Source organism: Aphanothece hegewaldii CCALA 016, from assembly GCF_003007785.1.
Lineage (GTDB): Bacteria > Cyanobacteriota > Cyanobacteriia > Cyanobacteriales > Microcystaceae > Chroococcus > Chroococcus hegewaldii.
The window spans coordinates 126931-145590 of the sequence record NZ_PXOH01000002.1; the positions used below are offsets into that span (position 1 = coordinate 126931).

At 39.2% G+C, this 18660-nt stretch carries 21 protein-coding genes; 10 read left to right on the top strand and 11 right to left on the bottom strand.

What is annotated here, in order from left to right; all coding sequences use genetic code 11:
- Window positions 1-133 precede the first annotated feature (133 nt).
- Window positions 134-2020 (top strand): coiled-coil domain-containing protein, encoded by a 1887-nt coding sequence (locus C7H19_RS02510; RefSeq protein ID WP_106455312.1) that lies wholly within the window; start codon window positions 134-136, stop codon window positions 2018-2020.
- 74 nt (window positions 2021-2094) lie between these two features.
- On the opposite strand, the gene C7H19_RS02515 is transcribed toward C7H19_RS02510, so the two are convergent.
- Window positions 2095-2499 carry a 4a-hydroxytetrahydrobiopterin dehydratase gene (locus C7H19_RS02515; RefSeq protein WP_106455313.1) on the bottom strand — a complete coding sequence of 135 codons (405 nt, stop codon included), beginning with the start codon at window positions 2497-2499 and terminating at the stop codon, window positions 2095-2097.
- A 217-nt stretch (window positions 2500-2716) separates the two neighbouring features.
- Between C7H19_RS02515 and C7H19_RS02520 the strand changes: the two genes are divergently transcribed.
- The 6 genes from C7H19_RS02520 (at window position 2717) to C7H19_RS02545 (ending at window position 8286) form a co-directional block, all read left to right on the top strand.
- The gene (locus tag C7H19_RS02520) at window positions 2717-4123 is read left to right on the top strand and encodes a PP2C family protein-serine/threonine phosphatase (RefSeq protein ID WP_106455314.1); all 1407 of its coding nucleotides are present in this window, start codon (window positions 2717-2719) and stop codon (window positions 4121-4123) included.
- A gap of 21 nt (window positions 4124-4144) precedes the next feature.
- Window positions 4145-4372 carry a hypothetical protein gene (locus tag C7H19_RS02525; protein ID WP_245927247.1) on the top strand — a complete coding sequence of 76 codons (228 nt, stop codon included), beginning with the start codon at window positions 4145-4147 and terminating at the stop codon, window positions 4370-4372.
- Window positions 4373-4403: 31 nt separating this feature from the next.
- Window positions 4404-5810, top strand: coding sequence for an argininosuccinate lyase (gene argH / locus C7H19_RS02530; protein ID WP_106455315.1), 1407 nt, complete (start codon window positions 4404-4406; stop codon window positions 5808-5810).
- A gap of 9 nt (window positions 5811-5819) precedes the next feature.
- Window positions 5820-6275, top strand: coding sequence for an NUDIX domain-containing protein (locus C7H19_RS02535; protein ID WP_106455316.1), 456 nt, complete (start codon window positions 5820-5822; stop codon window positions 6273-6275).
- 243 nt (window positions 6276-6518) lie between these two features.
- Window positions 6519-7028 (top strand): phosphohistidine phosphatase SixA, encoded by a 510-nt coding sequence (gene sixA / locus C7H19_RS02540; RefSeq protein ID WP_106455317.1) that lies wholly within the window; start codon window positions 6519-6521, stop codon window positions 7026-7028.
- Window positions 7029-7122: 94 nt separating this feature from the next.
- Entirely contained in the window at window positions 7123-8286 is a 1164-nt protein-coding gene (locus tag C7H19_RS02545; RefSeq protein ID WP_106455318.1) for a citrate synthase, read from the top strand.
- Between the two features lie 41 nt (window positions 8287-8327).
- Here C7H19_RS02545 and C7H19_RS02550 read toward each other — a convergent pair whose 3' ends face one another.
- Together C7H19_RS02550 and C7H19_RS02555 are read right to left on the bottom strand one after the other, a co-directional pair.
- Window positions 8328-8666 (bottom strand): P-II family nitrogen regulator, encoded by a 339-nt coding sequence (locus tag C7H19_RS02550; RefSeq protein ID WP_106455319.1) that lies wholly within the window; start codon window positions 8664-8666, stop codon window positions 8328-8330.
- Window positions 8667-8787: 121 nt separating this feature from the next.
- On the bottom strand, window positions 8788-9189 hold the full coding sequence (locus C7H19_RS02555) for an acyl-CoA thioesterase (protein WP_106455320.1): 402 nt from the start codon (window positions 9187-9189) through the stop codon (window positions 8788-8790).
- Between the two features lie 82 nt (window positions 9190-9271).
- Between C7H19_RS02555 and C7H19_RS02560 the strand changes: the two genes are divergently transcribed.
- Window positions 9272-9928, top strand: a complete 657-nt coding sequence (locus C7H19_RS02560) for a lysophospholipid acyltransferase family protein (RefSeq protein ID WP_106455321.1) — start codon at window positions 9272-9274, stop codon at window positions 9926-9928.
- Here the strand turns inward: C7H19_RS02560 and C7H19_RS02565 are convergent.
- The 5 genes from C7H19_RS02565 to C7H19_RS02585 form a co-directional block, all read right to left on the bottom strand.
- A complete protein-coding gene (locus C7H19_RS02565) occupies window positions 9925-10266 on the bottom strand; it encodes a thioredoxin family protein (RefSeq protein WP_106455322.1) in 342 nt (113 codons plus the stop codon). The genes C7H19_RS02560 and C7H19_RS02565 overlap by 4 nt on opposite strands.
- Window positions 10267-10436: 170 nt before the next feature.
- Window positions 10437-11396 (bottom strand): CAF17-like 4Fe-4S cluster assembly/insertion protein YgfZ, encoded by a 960-nt coding sequence (ygfZ, locus tag C7H19_RS02570; RefSeq protein WP_245927248.1) that lies wholly within the window; start codon window positions 11394-11396, stop codon window positions 10437-10439.
- A gap of 66 nt (window positions 11397-11462) precedes the next feature.
- Window positions 11463-13544 carry a M3 family metallopeptidase gene (locus tag C7H19_RS02575; protein ID WP_106455324.1) on the bottom strand — a complete coding sequence of 694 codons (2082 nt, stop codon included), beginning with the start codon at window positions 13542-13544 and terminating at the stop codon, window positions 11463-11465.
- Between the two features lie 242 nt (window positions 13545-13786).
- Window positions 13787-14080 (bottom strand): type II toxin-antitoxin system RelE/ParE family toxin, encoded by a 294-nt coding sequence (locus C7H19_RS02580; RefSeq protein WP_106455325.1) that lies wholly within the window; start codon window positions 14078-14080, stop codon window positions 13787-13789.
- Window positions 14065-14253 (bottom strand): hypothetical protein, encoded by a 189-nt coding sequence (locus C7H19_RS02585; protein ID WP_106455326.1) that lies wholly within the window; start codon window positions 14251-14253, stop codon window positions 14065-14067. Before C7H19_RS02585 ends, C7H19_RS02580 begins: the two co-directional genes overlap by 16 nt.
- 509 nt (window positions 14254-14762) lie before the next feature.
- Between C7H19_RS02585 and C7H19_RS02590 the strand changes: the two genes are divergently transcribed.
- Complete coding sequence (locus C7H19_RS02590) at window positions 14763-15941, top strand: HhoA/HhoB/HtrA family serine endopeptidase (protein ID WP_106455327.1); 1179 nt, start codon at window positions 14763-14765, stop codon at window positions 15939-15941.
- Between the two features lie 123 nt (window positions 15942-16064).
- On the opposite strand, the gene psbU is transcribed toward C7H19_RS02590, so the two are convergent.
- Window positions 16065-16442, bottom strand: coding sequence for a photosystem II complex extrinsic protein PsbU (psbU, locus tag C7H19_RS02595; protein WP_106455328.1), 378 nt, complete (start codon window positions 16440-16442; stop codon window positions 16065-16067).
- A gap of 299 nt (window positions 16443-16741) precedes the next feature.
- Here psbU and C7H19_RS02600 point away from each other — a divergent pair, with 299 nt between their 5' ends.
- Complete coding sequence (locus tag C7H19_RS02600) at window positions 16742-17290, top strand: Uma2 family endonuclease (RefSeq protein ID WP_106455329.1); 549 nt, start codon at window positions 16742-16744, stop codon at window positions 17288-17290.
- Here the strand turns inward: C7H19_RS02600 and C7H19_RS02605 are convergent.
- Both C7H19_RS02605 and C7H19_RS02610 read right to left on the bottom strand, forming a co-directional pair.
- Entirely contained in the window at window positions 17287-17931 is a 645-nt protein-coding gene (locus C7H19_RS02605; protein WP_106455330.1) for a histidine phosphatase family protein, read from the bottom strand. The genes C7H19_RS02600 and C7H19_RS02605 overlap by 4 nt on opposite strands.
- A gap of 6 nt (window positions 17932-17937) precedes the next feature.
- Window positions 17938-18576 (bottom strand): histidine phosphatase family protein, encoded by a 639-nt coding sequence (locus C7H19_RS02610; protein ID WP_106455331.1) that lies wholly within the window; start codon window positions 18574-18576, stop codon window positions 17938-17940.
- Window positions 18577-18660: the final 84 nt, after the last annotated feature.

Genomic DNA, 18660 nt, shown 5'->3' on the forward strand with positions numbered 1-18660 from the left:
CGTAGATATTAAAAAGATGATCAGGATTACACCCTGATTTTTCGCTCTAATTTTAGCTTCTCAAGGTTTTTGATAATTGATGAGACTATATTGGGCATATTAAAAGTAAATTTCTGATTGGAGTCATTCAAATATGAGTATAGGAGAAATTTTATTAGGCTTCGTTGTAGGCGGTGGCGTGGGCGGTGGCGCATCTTACTTCTTACAAAAAGGCAGAATCTCGGAAATCGCTGGGCGATATGAGCAAAAATCCTCACAGGTTCGCCAAGCTCTTGAAGCCGCAGAAGCTGAGTTAGAGGAGAAAAAAACACAATTATTTGCTGTAAGTCAATCTGAAGCACGGGTTAAAAACGAACTTCAGAATTTAGAAATCAACTACCAAAACCACTTAGAGCAGATCGAACGTTCAAAAGAAGCTCAGTTAGCGAATCATTCCTCTGTTGGTGTTTCGCCCGAACTAGAAATCGAACTAGAACAAGCCAAAGCTCAGATCCGCGACTATCAAACTCAGATATTAGAGTTACAACAAGCTGTAACACCCCTAGATGATCACTCTCGTATTCAAGAAATCGAGCAACAATATCAAACCTACATCGATGAATTACAACAAACTTACTCTGCTCAACTCCAAGAAATCGAAGGTTATAAAACTCAGATATTAGAGTTACAGCAAGCAGCGACACCCACAGCCGATCTTGAAGCGACTCACACACGCATTCAAGAAATTGAACAACATCATCAAACCTATATTGAGGAATTACAACAAATTTACTCAACTCAACTTCAAGAAATTGAATCAGCCCATCAAACTGAAAAGCAAGAGCAACAACAAACTTACTCTACTCAATTTCAAGAAATCGAGCAAGCTTACCAAAACCAAATTGTAGAATTAGAGAAAACCCATCAAAATCAAATACGGGAACTTGAGCAAGCTTATCAAGCTCAAATGCTCGAATTACAGCAACTTGATTCGGAAATTGAGCAACCAAGCACTCAAATGTCAGAAAACCCTGACGAATTTGTCCCGCCTTCTCAGTTTACAGAACCTTGGGACGAAGATTTTTCTAAAGCAACACTTTTAGAAATGTCTTTCACTCAACCAGAAGAAGAAATCGCCGAGATCTCTAATTTAGAAGAATTAGTCGATTTAACCAGCGAGATTTCAGAAGAACCCTTCCAAATGCCGGTTAATGCTCGTGAACAAGATGAATTCTTCGCCAGTCAAACCCTCATTGGTGATATTGACTTTTTAAAATCGGAGCAAAACGACGAACCCGCCCAAATACCGGTTAATGCTCGTGAACAAGCTGAATTCTTCGCCAGTCAAACCCTCATTGGTGATATTGACTTTTTAGAGTCGGAGCAAAACAACGAATCTAATTTAATCGTTTCTGAAAATGCGTTGATTCAAGACGAGCTATTTCAAAATGCTAACATAGAAGTCGCTAATGCCGATTTAGAAGATTTATCTCAACCTGAATCATTTTTTAATCAAACTTTAGTTGATGAAATGGACTTTTTAGAGTCCTTAGAATTTGAACCGCAAGACAAGGATATTCGTTTTGAAGATGAAGATCTAGCCAGTATTTCTGATGAATTCTTCATTAATGAGCGCACGGCAACTGAGGAAGACTTTTCAAACCTTGTGTTAACCCCAGAGGAAATGAAAGCCGATCTCAATGAACCATTTAGCCTAGAATTAAAAAATCCTTTTGAATTAGTCGATGAGCAATCAATTGATTTAGATTTATTTGATTCCTTTGAACCCTCAAAATCTAACGAACTAGATCTTAATGACGAAAAACTCGAAGAATTCCAAGCCAACGGAAATAAAAATGTTGTTAAAACAGAATTGGACGATGAACCATCCGATCCAGATCTTGACTTTTTCAATATGTTAGAAAAAGAAAACCCGAAAAATTCAGAATCTTTAGACATTGATGACAAAGATGTCAATCTTGAAGATCTCTTTAGCGAAGATCTGTTTCGCTCTGACTGGAAATCTAGCTCAAAAAACTAACCCAGATGAACCTAGGATCTGAAACGTAGCAAACAGTAGATAAAGGGTTATTAATTTAACCCCATCTTCTATTGTTATTTTTCTATCCTGGTTTCGGCAATTTTTGAGATAATTTTTGCTAAATCAAAGTCTTTTTGCGTAAGACCATTTGCATCGTGAGTTGATAGAGTAATCGTCACGCGGTTATAAAGAATTAAAAGATCGGGATGATGTTGTAGTTTTTCGGTGGGTTCGACCAACTGATTAACAAAAGCAATAGCTTCAACAAAATTTTTAAACATAAAAGTTCGTTGTAATTGTTGATTTTTTCTAGTCCATCCAGGTAACTCCCTTAACTGTTGTTGAATTTCGCTCTCAGTTAGAGGATTAACTGGAATAGCATATAAAAAAGACGCGATCGTTAACTCTAATCCACAAAAGATTATTGCTATAATCAGAGATTGCCAAGGTTTTCTCAATAAAAGCCGTACCGATTTCATAAAATTTAAAAGTTATTGGTGAATATGGTAAAACAACGTGCTATAGTCTATTTTCACCTGAATCAATCAATCAACAATTAATCATTTAACAAAATAATGTGCTTCTAAAGTCAAAGCGTTCAACGAATCCACTATACTGTTATGTCTAACTAGGCTATTTGTCAAGATCTTTAATATAATCTATTTACTTTCATTAACTGTTAAACCCCTAATCTCAATGACTGCCCTTCCCTTTCCTCACCAGCCATCATCCGCCAGACAGATAACTCCTGATACAGCTTCAGTTTTAGCACTTAAGGAACTGGTGGCTAGTGTATATCGGGAACAAACCAAAGTGCAAAACCTCTTAAGTTCTCTAGGATTTGCCCTACGCAGTTTTAATAACTTAAATCAGTTTTTAGAATTAACCCCCCTAATGGCGGCTAGAGTGACCGATGCTGATGGAGGTGCGTTAATTTTATATAAACCCCATGAACAACTTTCTTTAGCCCATCTTCACTTCCAGGACGCTCAAATTAGTCAAGAAATCCGACAACAACTCGAAAGTGTCATCACACAAGTTAATACATCGGGTTTAACACGGCAACCTCTCCAAGCAACCGTTTCTCTTCCAGACTATTTAGATTATCACATTAGACAAGTCTTAAATCCGTCCCTCCAATCTTATTGCACTCCCGTTTTAGTCAAAAATATCGAACGAGGTAGACTTTATGTTTTTAGTCGCCCTCCCGAATACGAATGGACATCAACACGGCGAAAATTATTACAATTAGTAGCAGATCAAACAGCAGTAGCGATCGCCAATAATGAATTAACCCTAGAACTTCGCTCCAAAGAACGTCAAGATCGAGAATTAGAAATCGCTTCGGATATACAATCACGTCTTCTACCGAGAAAATGCCCGAAAATTCAAGGCGTTGAACTTGCTGCTAAATGTCGTACCGCAAATCGAGTCGGTGGGGATTATTATGATTTTATTCCGACTAATTATGATCAGCTACGCTCAAATCAGTCAACCGAAACCGTTCCCACTTCCGTACCTTGGAGTATCGTTATTGGTGATGTGATGGGTAAAGGTGTTCCTGCTGGCTTAATTATGACCATGACTAGAGGAATGTTACGGGCAGAAGTCTTAAACCGTCATACTCCTTCTCATATTTTGCAGCATCTTAACCGAGTCATGTATGCAGATTTAGATAATTCTCATCGTTTCGTGACATTGTTTTATGCTGAATATAATCCCATGTCTCGCATCTTATCTTATAGTAATGCAGCCCATAACCCACCGATCATCTGGCAAGCCGCTAATCGTCAAATATTTGTTTTAGATACAAAAGGAATGTTGATCGGTTTAGATCCAGACTCAGAATATGAAGATGCTCAGATTCAACTACAATCCCATGATACGATCGTCTACTACACCGATGGCTTTACCGATGCGATGAACCAAAATGGCGAACGTTTTGGCGAGGAACGCTGGCGCGACATAGTACATCAGTCCTGCCAAAAATGTCAGAGTCCACAAGAAATTTTAGATTATTTGTTCTTTGAAGTTCAACAATTTATCGGAGTGGGGAATAATAACAGTGATGATATGACTTTGGTCGTTATGAAGATCGCATAAGTCACAAGGAGTTACTAAATTATGATCAACTTTGCCGAACAATCTCTAGAGCGTTTAATGACTTTAACTGGAACTTTTCTATACCATCCCACGACAATAAATATTGTAGCAGCGATTACCGATAAAGATGTTGATATCATTGGGAATGTACAAGCGGCTTTTAATAAATTTGTTGCCACTGGACAAGTTTGGGCGTTAATTATTGGTATTGTGGTGGGATATATGTTTAAAGGCTTTACATCCTACTAACTTGTTGTTGACTACCCAAAGATAAAAAGCTGTGACTGAAAAAAAAACGTGGAGCGATCGCTTTGAAGGTACACTACATCCATCAATTGTTCAATTCAACGCGAGTATCGGCTTTGATATAGAACTAATTGAATACGATCTTACGGGATCGATTGCCCATGCCAAAATGTTAGCCCATACCGGCATAATTTCCCCCGAAGAAGGACAACAGATCGTAACGGGTTTAGAACAAATTCGCTCTGAATATAGAGACGGAAAATTCAATCCAGGGATCGACCAAGAAGATGTTCATTTTGCCGTAGAAAGACGACTAACTGAATTATTGGGAGATGTAGGTAAAAAACTTCATACCGCCCGTTCTCGTAATGATCAAGTAGGAACCGATATCCGTCTGTATTTGCGCGATCAAATCGATCAAATTCGTTCTCTTTTACGAGAGTTTCAAAAAGTCCTTTTGTCTAAAGCAGAAGAACACATCGAAACGATGATCCCAGGTTATACCCACCTACAACGCGCTCAACCCATTAGTTTAGCTCATCATCTGATGGCCTATTTTCACATGGCACAACGCGACTGGGAACGCCTAGGAGAAATAAGGGGACGCACAAATATTTCGCCTCTCGGTTCAGGAGCATTAGCGGGAACGACTTTTCCCATTGATCGCCACTACAGCGCAGCTTTACTTCATTTCGATAAACCTTATGATAATAGTCTTGATGGGGTGAGCGATCGAGATTTTGCCATTGAGTTTCTCGGCGCATCTAGTCTAATTATGGTGCATCTGAGCCGACTCAGTGAAGAAGTGATTCTTTGGGCATCTCATGAATTTAGTTTTATCACACTCACCGATCGCTGTGCCACTGGTTCCTCGATCATGCCCCAAAAGAAAAACCCCGATGTACCCGAATTAATTCGAGGGAAAACTGGGCGAGTTTTTGGGCATTTACAAGGTTTACTGACACTGATGAAAGGCTTACCACTCGCTTACAATAAGGACTTACAAGAAGATAAAGAAGCCATTTTTGATAGTGTCAAAACCGTTAAAGTTTGTCTAGAAGCAGCCACCATTTTATTAAGTGAGGGATTAGTTTTTCGGACACAACGACTCATGCAAGCGGTAGCCGAAGATTTTTCTAATGCGACGGATGTAGCCGACTATTTGGCAACAAAAGGAGTTCCGTTTCGGGAAGCTTATAACTTAGTGGGTAAAGTGGTTAAAACCAGTCTCGCATCGGGTAAGTTACTCAAAGACTTAACCTTAGAGGAGTGGCAAGAACTTCATCCTGCTTTTGAGGCTGATATTTATCATGCGATCGCACCGCAACAAGTTGTATCCGCCCGAAATAGTTACGGAGGTACTGGCTTTGAACAGGTAAAATATGCTATCGAATTAGGCAAAACTCTGCTAAACTCCGATCGCAATAAATTAAAAATCTAAAAGTTTTTTATGGGTCGTCTTTGGCAAATTTTTCAAACGGTACTAGGAATTATTTTTCGTCATCCAATTACCGGGACGACCATTATTCCTATCCTACCCAATGGTCAAATTGTTTTAGTACGTCGCTTTGATACGGGACAATGGGGCTTACCTGGTGGGATTATTGACTGGGGCGAAGATGTTTCAACTGCCGCACATCGAGAACTAAAAGAAGAAACGGGATTAACACTGATTAAAATTCGTCGTTTGGTTGGGGTTTATTCTGCACCTGATCGAGATCCGCGAATTCATTCGATTTCGATCTTAATTGAAGCCGATGTTGAGGGACGTTTTGAGGTTCAAGATACTTTAGAAGTGACGGAAATAAAAGCCTTTTCTCTCGATGAATTACCCCTCGGAAATCTCAGTCATGATCATGAACAACAATTAACCGATTATTTACAAGGAACGACCGTTTTAGCTTAATTGAGCAAATTAATTTTTGTTAAGTTTAAAACGATTAAAATAATTATTCCTTAAGAATAATTGTTGATTTCATAAAATTATCTAGAATAATCTTAGACTAATTAATGATCATTCATAAATAGCCAACATCAACATTTTATAAGGTTTTAATAACCAAAATTATACAGTTGAGGGGTTACTTTAATTAATGAAAATAATCTTAGTGGAAAAATATAAAACGCGATTGGTATAATCATCAAATCTATGAAACTGTATATTATTCGTCATGGTATTGCAGCCGAAAAGACAGAATACAAAAATGATGAAGAACGTCCGTTAATCGAAAAAGGTCGTCAAAAAACGGAACAAGTAGCGCAATGTTTAAAAGACATTGGGATTCACTTTGATCTAATTTTAACCAGTCCTTTAGTTAGAGCCAAGCAAACCGCCGAAATTCTGCAAAAAAACGGCTTGAGTGACCAATTAGAAAACTTTTCCGCCCTTGCCCCCGATGGAGATATTCAAGAATGGGTGAACTGGTGGCTAGAATCTCGCTACAATTTAGATAAGTCTTGTCTTGCCCTTGTTGGTCATGAACCCGATTTGGGACATTGGACAGAAATATTAATTTGGGGACAACCACAAGACAAACTCATTTTAAAAAAATCTGGTGTCATCGGATTAGAATTACCCGTTGGTATAAATCCGATCAGCAAAAGTCATTTATTTTTGCTAACCTCGCCTAAATGGTTAATCAACGAAAAGCTTGAGTAAATAAGAGCTTCTTTTGTAGAATAAAAGGCATCGAATGGGGTGTTAAAAGCCAAAAAAATATATATTTAATAGCAACGTTACAGGTAAATAAACTATGACAGTATGCGAATATAAGCCAGGCTTAGAGGGAATTCCTGCGGCACAATCGAGTATAAGCTATGTGAATGGACTTGAAGGTATTCTAGAATATCGTGGAATTCCGATCCAAGAATTAGCTACTCATAGTAGCTTTATTGAAGTTGCTTACTTACTCATTTGGGGCGAACTTCCCACACAAGAAGAATTAGAATCATTTGAAACAGAGATTCGCTATCATCGACGGATGAAATACCAAATTGGGGATATGCTGAAACTTTTTCCCAATGATGGACATCCGATGGATGCTTTACAAACTTCGGCGGCAGCATTAGGTCTATTTTACGCCCGTCGCGCTCTAGACGATCCCGCTTATATTCGACAAGCTGTTGTACGACTACTGGCGAAAATTCCCACGATGGTAGCCGCTTTTCAGATGGTACGCAAGGGAAATTATGCAATCATGCCCAAAGATGAGCTAGACTATGCGACAAATTTCCTTTATATGCTAACTGAAAAAATACCTACGCCCTATGCAGCCAAAGTATTTGATGTTTGTCTGACGCTTCATGCCGAACATACAATTAATGCGTCAACGTTTTCCGCTTTGGTGACGGCTTCTACTCTAACCGATCCTTATGCTGTAGTGGCTTCGGCTGTTGGAACTTTAGCCGGTCCCCTACATGGTGGCGCAAATGAAGAAGTATTAATCATGTTAGAGGAGATTGGTTCGGTTGAGAATGTCCGTTCTTATATTGAAACGCGGATCGAAAAGAAAGAAAAAATTATGGGCTTTGGACATCGAGTTTATAAGGTTAAAGATCCTCGCGCTATTATTTTACAGAGTATGGCTGAACAGTTATTCTCTGAGTTAGGGTCGGATAAATATTACGATATCGCTCTAGAGGTCGAAAAAGTCGTCGAAGAAAAATTAGGAGCAAAAGGAATTTATCCAAATGTTGACTTTTATTCAGGTTTAGTGTATAGAAAGCTCGGCATACCTGATGATTTATTTACGCCGATTTTTGCGATCGCACGAGTCGCCGGCTGGTTAGCTCACTGGAAAGAACAGCTATCGGTAAACCGCATTTTTCGTCCCACACAAGTTTATACAGGGCTTCATGATATGCCCTATATACCCATCTCCGAACGAATGGCTAAAGCCGATTCTAACGGGCATTGATTTAAGATTAGGGGTGGGGTGAATGTCCCACCCTTCTTGTCCTAAATAGCTTCTAAGTCTTTTTCTCCCGTGCGAATCCGAATAATTTGCTCTACAGGAGAGATAAAGATCTTACCATCTCCAATTTCCCCAGTACGGGCGGCCGAGATCAGTTTATCAACAACCATATCAACTTGGTTATCTTCAACAACAATCTCAACTTTCAGTTTTTGGAGAAATTCAACGGTATACTCAGAACCTCGATAACGTTCAGTTTGACCTTTTTGACGACCGAAACCTCGTACCTCTGAAACTGTCATACCAACAATTCCGGCATTAACGAGAGCAATTTTCACCTCGTCTAGTTTAAAGGGTCGGATAATCGCTTCTACTTTTTTCAATTCCTTAACTCCTCAATAAATGCTAGTCTACGTCTATTTATTTATAAATCTAGCCTGACACTTTCTACCATTTAAGAAATGGAAATTTTTGTAAACATTCCTACAGTTTATTGATTTTTTATCAATTCTTTGTATCTAGCCAAGCCATGATAGAAGTGGGTAAAGGCATTCTGCGTCTTTTCTGGGGGTCAATACAGACATGACGTGTTTTGGCTAAAGCGAATGTTTCGGGTTCGGAAATTTTTGTAATCAGATATTCGCTCTCGAATTCGGTTTCGCTTAAAAATTGAGGTGTAACGGTAATTCTAATTTGGTCGCCATAATAGATAGGTCGCTGAAAATCAATCTCAGCATGAACGATAGGAATAGCACAAGAGGCATCTTTGAGAAAGGGTTGTAAACTAATTCCCGTTTTTTCTAGGCAAGCTTCGTAAGCTTCATGACAGATAGAGAGCAGAGAAGCAAAATAAATGACCCCTGCTGCATCAGTATCGGCTAAACGAATCGTTCTATCGTAGAACATAAGATCACTTTTGCGTTAGTGTTTGGGAACATATTAGTATGTACTATGGTGAATCTGTGCGTTATTTGAAGAAAAAATCCTAATGAAGTCTGAAATAACACCTTATCAAGAACGTGAACCATTAAACAGTTTAGTTTTGTATCACCTTTTGAAATGGTCGCTCATCACTCCTTTGTTTAATGCCTATTTTCGAGGAAAAATTTACGGAGCGCAAAACGTACCCCTAAAAGGGTCTTTAATTATTGTTAGCAACCACGCTAGTTATTTTGATCCGCCGTTTTTGTCTTGTGCGATGCGTCGTCCTGTAGCTTATATGGCCAAAGAAGAACTCTTTAAAATACCACTCCTGAGCCAAGGAATTAGCCTTTATGGAGCTTATCCAGTCAAACGAGGTACGAGCGATCGCAATGCCATTCGAGCCGCTTTAAACACCTTACAACAGGGTTGGGCGGCAGGAATTTTCTTAGATGGAACCCGTACCTTGGATGGGCGAATTACTGAGCCTAAATTGGGGGCAGCCCTCATCGCTGCCAAAGCCAATGTGCCCCTGTTGCCCGTTAGTTTATGGGGAACTGAGAAAATCTTGCTCAAAGGTTCACCTTTACCTCGTCCAGTTCCCATAACAATTCGGATTGGAGAATTAATCAGCCCACCTAGTTCGACGAAACGGGAAGATTTAGAACAAGTTACAGAACAATGTGTAACAGTGATTAATCAACTCCACAGTTTAGGACGTTAAGCCGACCTGACAACCGAATTAATGGCAAAATTGTTTAAAAGCTTTTGTAATTCATCACGACTGGTCATTCCTTCAATGCGTTGAACGGGTACACCACCATCAAAAAGAATTAGCGTGGGTAAATTGTGTAAACGATAGGTATTAGCGAGACGGAAATTGTCATCGGCATTGACTCCGACTATATGCACTTGTCCTTCCCATTGTGCTTGAAACTTTAAGAGATTGGGTTGAATCAGCCGGCAAAGTCCACACCAAGGAGCCCAAAAATGAACTAATACAGGATATGGCGATTCTAAAACAAGCTTTTTAAAGTTGTTTTCATTGATTGAAAGCATTATTACCTAGACTGTTATTAAAATTTTTATCACTTGTCGATTATGCTACAACAATTAGGCTCAAAAAGGAAAGGAGATTTGCAAAATTATCATCAGAATAATTCAACTAGGGATCAAGGCGGTCATAATTGAAACGATGAATCAAAAATAAAGCCTAATTGTCTTTATTTCGTTTAAGATGAAGGATCATAATAGTCATGACTTAAAAAAGGAACAGCGATGACTTTTGCTGTCACATCACCCAGATTAACAGTCATTCCTTCCCCACCTGCTTTCGTCCGAATATACCCTAAACCGATCGCACCTTGTAATGTTTCGATACAGCTAGTGACGATCCCTATTTTCTCTCCTTCTAAAAAGATTGGGGTTAAGGGTTCGACGCTTTGACTGAGTTGTAACCCCCACAATCTTTGTTTAACGCCTTTATAAGTATTTAAACGAGCAATAGTTTCTTGACCAATATAACAGCCTTTATTAAAGGAAATTGCCCGCCATAAACCGGCTTCTAATGGATTATAATCCTCTGTAAGTTCTTGGTCTGGCATTGGTCGTCCTTGGGAAATGCGTAATTGTTCCCAAGTTTGATCGCTCATCGGACTTGCACCTTTTTCGGTGAGTTTTCGCCACAAAGAAGACGCTTTAGCAATGGGAAGTATTAAGGTATAACCCGTTAGTCCTAAACCGGTTCCTACAGCTATTCTCGTTTGAATTCCCTCTAACTCGACTAATTCGTGACTCGCTTCCGGTTGATCTAAAATATTGCTGATGCCGAATTGTTCTAAAAACTCACGACATCCAGAACCCAATAGAGTAAAAATCGCTAATTCAGGCGATCGATCTGTTACAGTAACTTTATCCATTGGGAAAATATAACGATCCATCCAGTCCATTAAAAATTTATGACGGTTTGGAGACACTAATATTAAAATGCTTTCTTCAGTGATATAGGCTGTCGCTAAATCTAAAGTTCGTCCAGTAGAGTTGACAAAAACGACATCACACCCTTGTCCTGGTTTTAAGAAATTAATTTGATTTGTTGTTTGATTGTGCAGAAAAAGCGATCGATCATTTCCATTGAGTTCGAGTATACCCCAATAAGAGCGATCGTAAATCTTAACAGCAGATATATTCAAGATTCCTCTCTGATAATTTCCTAAACAAATATAAAGACGCGCTGATCGCACGTCTCTACAATTATCCTATACAGCTTGTAACAAACCATTGTGTCTGAGTAACGGTTCTGTAGACGGTTCACGTCCTCGGAATTCTTTGAAAACTTCCATCGGATGTTGACTGCCGCCTAATGCTAAAACCGTATCACGAAAACGATGACCAACGGTTAAAACTGCTTTCTCATCGTCTAAGCCTGCTTCTTCAAATGCAGAAAACGCATCGGCACTTAAAACCTCAGCCCATTTATAGCTATAGTATCCCGAAGCATAACCGCCCGCGAAAATATGGGAGAAAGAACACAAGAAAGCGTCTTCGGGTAAAGGAGGTATTACGGTTGTTGTTTTTGCGATGCGTTGCCGAACTTGGTTAGGGGTTTCGTTGCCACCTGGTTGATAGCGAGAATGCAATTCTAAATCGACTAGACTAAAATGTAACTGACGAAGCATCGCCGTACCACTCATATAGTTTCGTGCAGCGAGTAGCTTTAGGTAATAATGTTCGGGTAAAGTTTCGCCAGTTTCGTAGTGTTTGGCCATATTAAACAGGGTAGGGCGATCGTAACACCAGTTTTCCATAAATTGACTGGGCAACTCAACCGCATCCCATTCGACATTATTAATTCCTGCAGCCCCAGGATAATCGACTTTTGTTAACATATGTTGTAATCCGTGACCGAATTCATGATAAAGAGTATTCACTTCATCAAAAGTCATCAGACTCGGTTTTCCGTCTACGGGTGGGGTTTGATTACAGATTAAATACGCTACCGGTAAACGTGTCACTACTCGATTATCTACTTTTATTTTGGCACGTCCGATGCAATCATTCATCCATGCGCCGCCGCGTTTTTCCGCAGGACGACTATAGGAGTCGAGATAGAAATGGGCGATAACTTCCCCAGTTTCATCGGCTATCTGAAAATATCTTACATCTTCTTGCCAGATGGGGGCTTCTCCATCAGCAGAAGTAATAGTTACGCCGAAAATTCGTTTAGCCAAGCCAAATAACCCATCTAAAACGCGGGGTAACGGGAAATAGGGGCGTAATTCTTCGGCAGTAAAGTTAAACTTAGCTTCTCTTTGTTTTTCGGCATAATATGCTATATCCCAAGGGGCTAAATCATCGGTTTTTGCAAAAGTTTTTAAGTTTGCTAAGTCTTGTTTGGCTGACTCATAGCTAACTTTACGAAGTTCTTCTAAAAGTTTTTCGATGTCTTCAACACTAGCGGCCATTTTTCGGACTAGACTAACTTCAGCATAGTTCTCATAACCGAGAAGTTGCGCTTGTTCTTTTCTGAGTTCGAGAATACGAATAATCAGAGGATTATTATCTAATTCCCCACTCGATGCCCGACTAATGGATGCTTTATAGATTTTTTCGCGTAATTCCCGATTTTCACTATATTTCATGAAGGGAATATAACTAGGATAATCTAGGGTAATAACCCAAGGTCCTTCTTGTGGTGTGGCATTTTCTTCGCCAAGAGTGCGTGCTGTTTGTGCTGCTAAAGATAGTAAACTTTCGGGTAAACCGGCTATTTCTTCTTTTTGGGTGAGTTTGAGTTTATACGCTTTGGTTGCATCCAAAACATGATTAGAAAAATTGGTCGTCAGTTCGGCCATTTCTAGTTGTATCGCGTTAAACCGTTCTTTTTTTTCGCCTTCTAGTCCAACACCCGATAATTCTGCATCCCGAATAGATGCTTCAACAATGCGTTGTTGTGCAGGTTCTAAGCTAGACCAAGTATCGCTTTCTTTTAGGGTTTTAAATGCTTGATAAAGGGCTTGGCTTTGACTTAGTTTAGTATAAAATTGAACGACTTGCGGTTGAATTGTTTCGTAAGCTTGTCGAAGTTCTGGGCTATTTTTGACACTCATTAAATGGGCGACAATTCCCCAACTCCAGTTTAAACGTTCTTCTAGACGGGTTAGGGGTTCAACTAAACCTGTCCAAGTTGGCGTTATGTTATTTTCTAAATTTGTTAATTCCTTATCGAGTTCGCTAAGGAGTTCCGTCATCGCTGAGATAACGTGTTCTGATTTAATTTTTTCAAAAGGGGGTAGTCCTTGACCAATGAGGAGAGGGTTATCAATTACCGTTGCAGTCATATTGCTCTTTCCGTTTGCGGACTTATATTTATTTTCTAGATTAACCCAAGGAGTAGACCCGATAAAAGGTTGGCTGATGGTGAGATAACCGAAAAAGTTAATTATTAAGTTGCCTTAAGAATTTCTCTGACCCATGTTCTAAACTCTTTCATTCTGGCATTTTCTCCTTTATTTCGTTATTCAGCATTAACTAAAGATAAAAGGGAAACAGTTTGCATTTTTCATCTTAAATAAATAATATTTTAAACTTCCATAACAATTAATGCTTTGGTATGAACGATCGCCGCTACAATTACTCTTTCATCTTGGATCTGGTAGATGATACGATAGGTGTAAGCATTTTTTTCTCTAACGCTTTCTTCTGTAAATTCTGGTGGAACTTTGCCCGTCATCGGATCTTCTTTAAGTTGATGAGTCGTATCTAGTATACGTCGTACCACAGCCGCCGCATAGGAAGGCGAATCACGAGCAATATAAGTCGCAATTGCATCAACATCTTCTACTGCTTTTGATGACCAAATTACTCGATAAGCCATTTACTGAGAATCCCCTCAACATCCTCCTGTTTTATTGTGTTTTCGAGTCCCGATATATTCAAACTTTGACGCACTTTTTCTAAAACGTACAAATGATATTGTATATCTTCGACTGAACAATCATCTGGTAACTGATGTAATATTGATTCGATTTTTTGTTTGATACTATTCATATATTTTATAATTATAAATGTTATAAATTTAGTTTAATCTTTCAAACTATTCCCGATTATATCCTGTTATTCAAAAGATAAAACCTTTTAAGTCAGTCTTTTTTTTCGGTAGTTCCACGTATAAGCTTTATTTTTCTTATCTTATGATGATATAACATCTTTTTCAAAAGGCAAAATATCTAAAAAATAATTTTTAATAAAAAATTTAATTATTTCTTTAGATTTATCTTTGTTCAATTTGCGAAAAATTTGCTAGTCTCTTGAAGGCGGTATAACTAGAGTGAGATCAAGCATCGTCATAAGGCTTTGCAAATGATCCGATAGTAAGAATTGGGTTTTCTTCCCGTTCTGTAATAGAAATTTAATACCTTTGTCAAGTAAACGTCACATCAGTTACCTATATTAGAAATTGTCAGCTATCATGCCGTTTTCCCGAACGCTCCTTACACCGATTAGCTGACTTTCATTATTTACTACAATAGAAAAAAAGACGAGATAAAATACGGGATATGACTACTTCCCCCTTAAATAAATTAATTGGTTACGGTGCGCTTCTTCTAACGGGCGCAGGAATGGGAATTGGCGGGACTTATATATTAAAACATCCAGAGATTATCAATCAAACCGCAGTCGCTCAAGCACAAAATAATCCATCAACTGCACCGATACCCTCTATAGCAGTACCAACAAATTATGTAACTCAAGTCGTCAAACAAGTTGGACCGGCTGTCGTTCAGATTAACTCATCTCGAACCGTTTCTGCTAAACAACCTGAGATGTTTAACGATCCTTTTTTCCGGCGCTTTTTTGGTTCTCAAATGCCTGCGACACCAGATAAAGAAGTTCAGCGCGGCACGGGTTCAGGATTTATTATTAGTACCGATGGAAAGATTCTAACAAATGCTCATGTGATCGATGGAGCCGATGAAGTTTCGGTTATTTTAAAAGATGGTCGAACCTTTAAAGGAAGAGTTTTAGGAACTGATCCCCTAACCGATGTCGCTGTCGTTAAAATCGAAGCAGAGAACTTACCCATTGCGAAACTAGGTAACTCGGATGGTCTAGAAGTAGGTGAATGGGCGATCGCTATTGGCAACCCATTAGGATTAGATAATACTGTAACAACAGGAATTATTAGTGCAACGGGTAGAAGTGGGGCACAAATTGGAGTAGCTGACAAACGAGTTGATTTTATTCAAACTGATGCAGCTATTAACCCCGGAAATTCTGGCGGGCCCTTACTCAATGCTCGTGGTGAAGTTGTCGGAATTAATACAGCAATTATTCGTAATGCACAAGGGTTAGGTTTTGCCATTCCCATTACAAAAGCTCAAGTGATAGCCGATCAACTCATTACTAATGGTAAAGTCGATCATCCCTATTTAGGGGTGCAGATGGTACAGTTAACCCCAGAAATCAAAGATCAATTACAAGCGAGTCAAGAATACGCCGTTAGTAAAAATGAAGGGGTTTTGATTGTTCGAGTTATGCCTAATTCTCCTGCTGCTAATGGAGGATTGAAACCAGGAGATGTGATCACTCGTATTGATGGCGAAACAGTCATTCAACCGAGTAGTGTGCAAGATATTGTCGAAAAAACACCAATTGGCAAAAATCTTTCATTACAATTGGATCGACAAGGCAGAACCCTTAATTTAGAAATACCCGTCGGTATACTAGAAAAGTAGAATGAATATCAGGAAAGATGCGATCGTTTCGGGTCTTTCCTTTTCTTTTTGTTTGCTTAAAAAATAACCCATAACTAATTATTTAGCAATGGGTTAAAACAATTATTTATTTTTATTTAGGACTTAATACACACCTGGATTAATGCGATCGTCACCTTCGATCAACTCTTTAGAAGGTTCAGTCACGGTAAATTTATCAAGATTAGCTTGTAAACGTTCTTTTTGTGTTTCAGTCAAGCCAGCAATTTTGAGAACGTCATTAACATCATCATAAGGGGCGTTTTTAATGATGACACCAGCTAAAGTCGGATAAAACCCGCGCAATTCGCGGAATTCTCGAATATGGCTATTATTTAAGTCGATTTTTTGACCATACTCAGTAGCTAATTTAGCATCAGCCTCATTCATACGACTGGTGATCGCAGCATATGAAGGAGAACTAAACCAAAGTCCCCCTAACAAAACTAGCAGAATAGCACAAACACGAAATAGATTTTTCATTTTTTTGTTGATTCCTCCTGACAGAACCATGCAACAGCAATATATAGTAATGAATCACGCACCGAGCGCAGATCGGATTAAAAAATGTTATATCATGCCAAATGTATTTTTATCGATCGAACTTAGAGAAAATTCTTGATTGTCTTTAAATCTAGTCTTTAAATCTATAAGACACAAGTATTTTCTTAAAAGTCGCTTTGAGCGTGATCTGCTGCATAATACATCATATCTTAGCTTGAGGGATATGACTGCAATTTTTTCCGATAAAATAGACTTAAATCGATTGGAGGTTAAAGCTGATGTCTCTAACGGCCGAAGACTTAGAAAGATTCATAAGCAAGATCCCTAACTATCCGATGGAGTTGATCAACGGAGAAATTATTATTATGAGTCCATCTGGTCTAGAATCTGAAGAAGTAGCGTTAGAAATTGCACGACTGTTAAGCAATTGGGTTAGATTACGGAAATTAGGGCGAGTTTTAGGCTCAAGTGCTGGCTTTATTCTACCGAATGAAACAGAAGATGTTCGATCGCCGGATGTTTCTTTTATTCGGGCTGATCGCCTCAAACGCACCACACCTGATTATGCTAGAGTTGTACCCGATTTAATCTTTGAGGTCAAATCGAAGACAGATTCAATTGAAAAATTACGTCAGAAAATACAAGTTTTTTTGGAACTCGGTACACAAGTTGGGGTTTTAGTCGATCCACGCACTCACACGATGGAGGTGTATCGAAATGGACAAGAAACAATATTTTTACGAGATGGGGATATTTTAACGGTTCCTGATGTTTTACCAGGATGGGAACTGACAATATCAGAAATTTGGGCCCCTGAATTTGATTAAGTAGAAGGCAAAGATTTTAGATATTCATCGAGATGGGTTCGATCTGCGATCGCATGAAATAAAGGGCCACGATCTCCTAATTCGACAAGACTAACCCCCGCAACAGGCATTAAAAACCGATCTCGATAGCGTCCGATATCAATTCCCATTAAACTACACAACATAATCCGAATCGTAGCTTTATGGGAAACTAAAAGAATATTTCCCTCACTGTATCGTTGTTCAATTTCTGCAATCACTTCAGAAGAACGTCGTGAGATATCAATTCCTCTTTCACCACCGGGGGGAGAAGTCCACGCGGGATCGGTTAACCACCGCACATATAAGTCATGAAATTCTCGATCGACATCTATTGGGTGCATTCCTTCCCATTTTCCATAAGCAATTTCTTTGAGCCCTTCCCGAATTTGCATTTTTAGCCCTAACTTTCGACATAGCGGTTCTGCTGTCTGTTTAGCGCGTTTTAGGGGACTTACAAACACAGCTTGCCAGGGGATATCTTGATACATTTCGGCAAAGGATTCAGCCATTTTCAAGCCTTCTGGAGTCAATCCAGGGTCGTTCTCCAGTGTCCCGCAGTAACCGCCGGTTTTACTGTAGGCTGTTTGTCCATGACGCAGAAAATAGAGTTTTAAACTCATATAAAATCACGTTCCGAGTCGTTTACGAAGGTCTTGTCTGAGATGAGAACGATCGCCCATTACATGAATTAATGGCCCATGTCTTGCGAGTTCGACAACACTCACTGAAGCTACGGGCATTCCAATGCGATCGCGGAAGCGTCCGACATCAATTCCCAGTAAATAACATAAAATGATGCGGATTGTCGCTTTATGAGAAACGATTAAAATATTACCACTGCTGTGAGTATGTTCAATTTCTTCTAATACTTCTGAACTACGGCGAGAAATATCGATCCCTTTTTCGCCATCTGTGGGCGCATTCCATCCAGGATCGGCTAACCAGCGTACATAATCATCATGATATTCTTGGTTAACTTCTTCGGGGCTTTTGCCTTCCCATTGACCATAATAAATTTCTTTTAAGCCATCTCGAAGATTAATGTCTAGTCCAAGGAGTTCGCATATAGGTTTAGCGGTGGCTAGAGTTCGTTTTAGAGGGCTACAATAAACGGCAGTCCAAGGTAAATCTTGATAAAATTTGGCAAAATCTTTCGCCATTTCCGCGCCTGATGGCGTTAGTTCTAAATCCAATCTACCGCAGTAAGAACCCGTCAGACTGGCGGTTGTTTCTCCATGTCGCAACAAATACAACTTTAGACTCATCGACAAATTGGGTCCTTTTCTAAATGACTCTTTAAAAACTAAGAGTGTAAGCTAAGTCCTGAAAAGTTGGTCTAGCTTACACAC

Excerpts from the sequence above, each read along its gene's own strand:
- C7H19_RS02510 (WP_106455312.1), top strand. The coding sequence starts at position 134 with ATGAGTATAGGAGAAATTTTATTAGGCTTCGTTGTAGGCGGTGGCGTG.
- C7H19_RS02515 (WP_106455313.1), bottom strand. The coding sequence starts at position 2,499 with ATGAAATCGGTACGGCTTTTATTGAGAAAACCTTGGCAATCTCTGATT.
- C7H19_RS02520 (WP_106455314.1), top strand. The coding sequence starts at position 2,717 with ATGACTGCCCTTCCCTTTCCTCACCAGCCATCATCCGCCAGACAGATA.
- C7H19_RS02525 (WP_245927247.1), top strand. The coding sequence starts at position 4,145 with ATGATCAACTTTGCCGAACAATCTCTAGAGCGTTTAATGACTTTAACT.
- C7H19_RS02535 (WP_106455316.1), top strand. The coding sequence starts at position 5,820 with ATGGGTCGTCTTTGGCAAATTTTTCAAACGGTACTAGGAATTATTTTT.
- sixA (WP_106455317.1), top strand. The coding sequence starts at position 6,519 with ATGAAACTGTATATTATTCGTCATGGTATTGCAGCCGAAAAGACAGAA.
- C7H19_RS02545 (WP_106455318.1), top strand. The coding sequence starts at position 7,123 with ATGACAGTATGCGAATATAAGCCAGGCTTAGAGGGAATTCCTGCGGCA.
- C7H19_RS02555 (WP_106455320.1), bottom strand. The coding sequence starts at position 9,189 with ATGTTCTACGATAGAACGATTCGTTTAGCCGATACTGATGCAGCAGGG.
- C7H19_RS02560 (WP_106455321.1), top strand. The coding sequence starts at position 9,272 with ATGAAGTCTGAAATAACACCTTATCAAGAACGTGAACCATTAAACAGT.
- C7H19_RS02575 (WP_106455324.1), bottom strand. The coding sequence starts at position 13,544 with ATGACTGCAACGGTAATTGATAACCCTCTCCTCATTGGTCAAGGACTA.
- C7H19_RS02580 (WP_106455325.1), bottom strand. The coding sequence starts at position 14,080 with ATGGCTTATCGAGTAATTTGGTCATCAAAAGCAGTAGAAGATGTTGAT.
- C7H19_RS02585 (WP_106455326.1), bottom strand. The coding sequence starts at position 14,253 with ATGAATAGTATCAAACAAAAAATCGAATCAATATTACATCAGTTACCA.
- C7H19_RS02590 (WP_106455327.1), top strand. The coding sequence starts at position 14,763 with ATGACTACTTCCCCCTTAAATAAATTAATTGGTTACGGTGCGCTTCTT.
- psbU (WP_106455328.1), bottom strand. The coding sequence starts at position 16,442 with ATGAAAAATCTATTTCGTGTTTGTGCTATTCTGCTAGTTTTGTTAGGG.
- C7H19_RS02600 (WP_106455329.1), top strand. The coding sequence starts at position 16,742 with ATGTCTCTAACGGCCGAAGACTTAGAAAGATTCATAAGCAAGATCCCT.
- C7H19_RS02605 (WP_106455330.1), bottom strand. The coding sequence starts at position 17,931 with ATGAGTTTAAAACTCTATTTTCTGCGTCATGGACAAACAGCCTACAGT.
- C7H19_RS02610 (WP_106455331.1), bottom strand. The coding sequence starts at position 18,576 with ATGAGTCTAAAGTTGTATTTGTTGCGACATGGAGAAACAACCGCCAGT.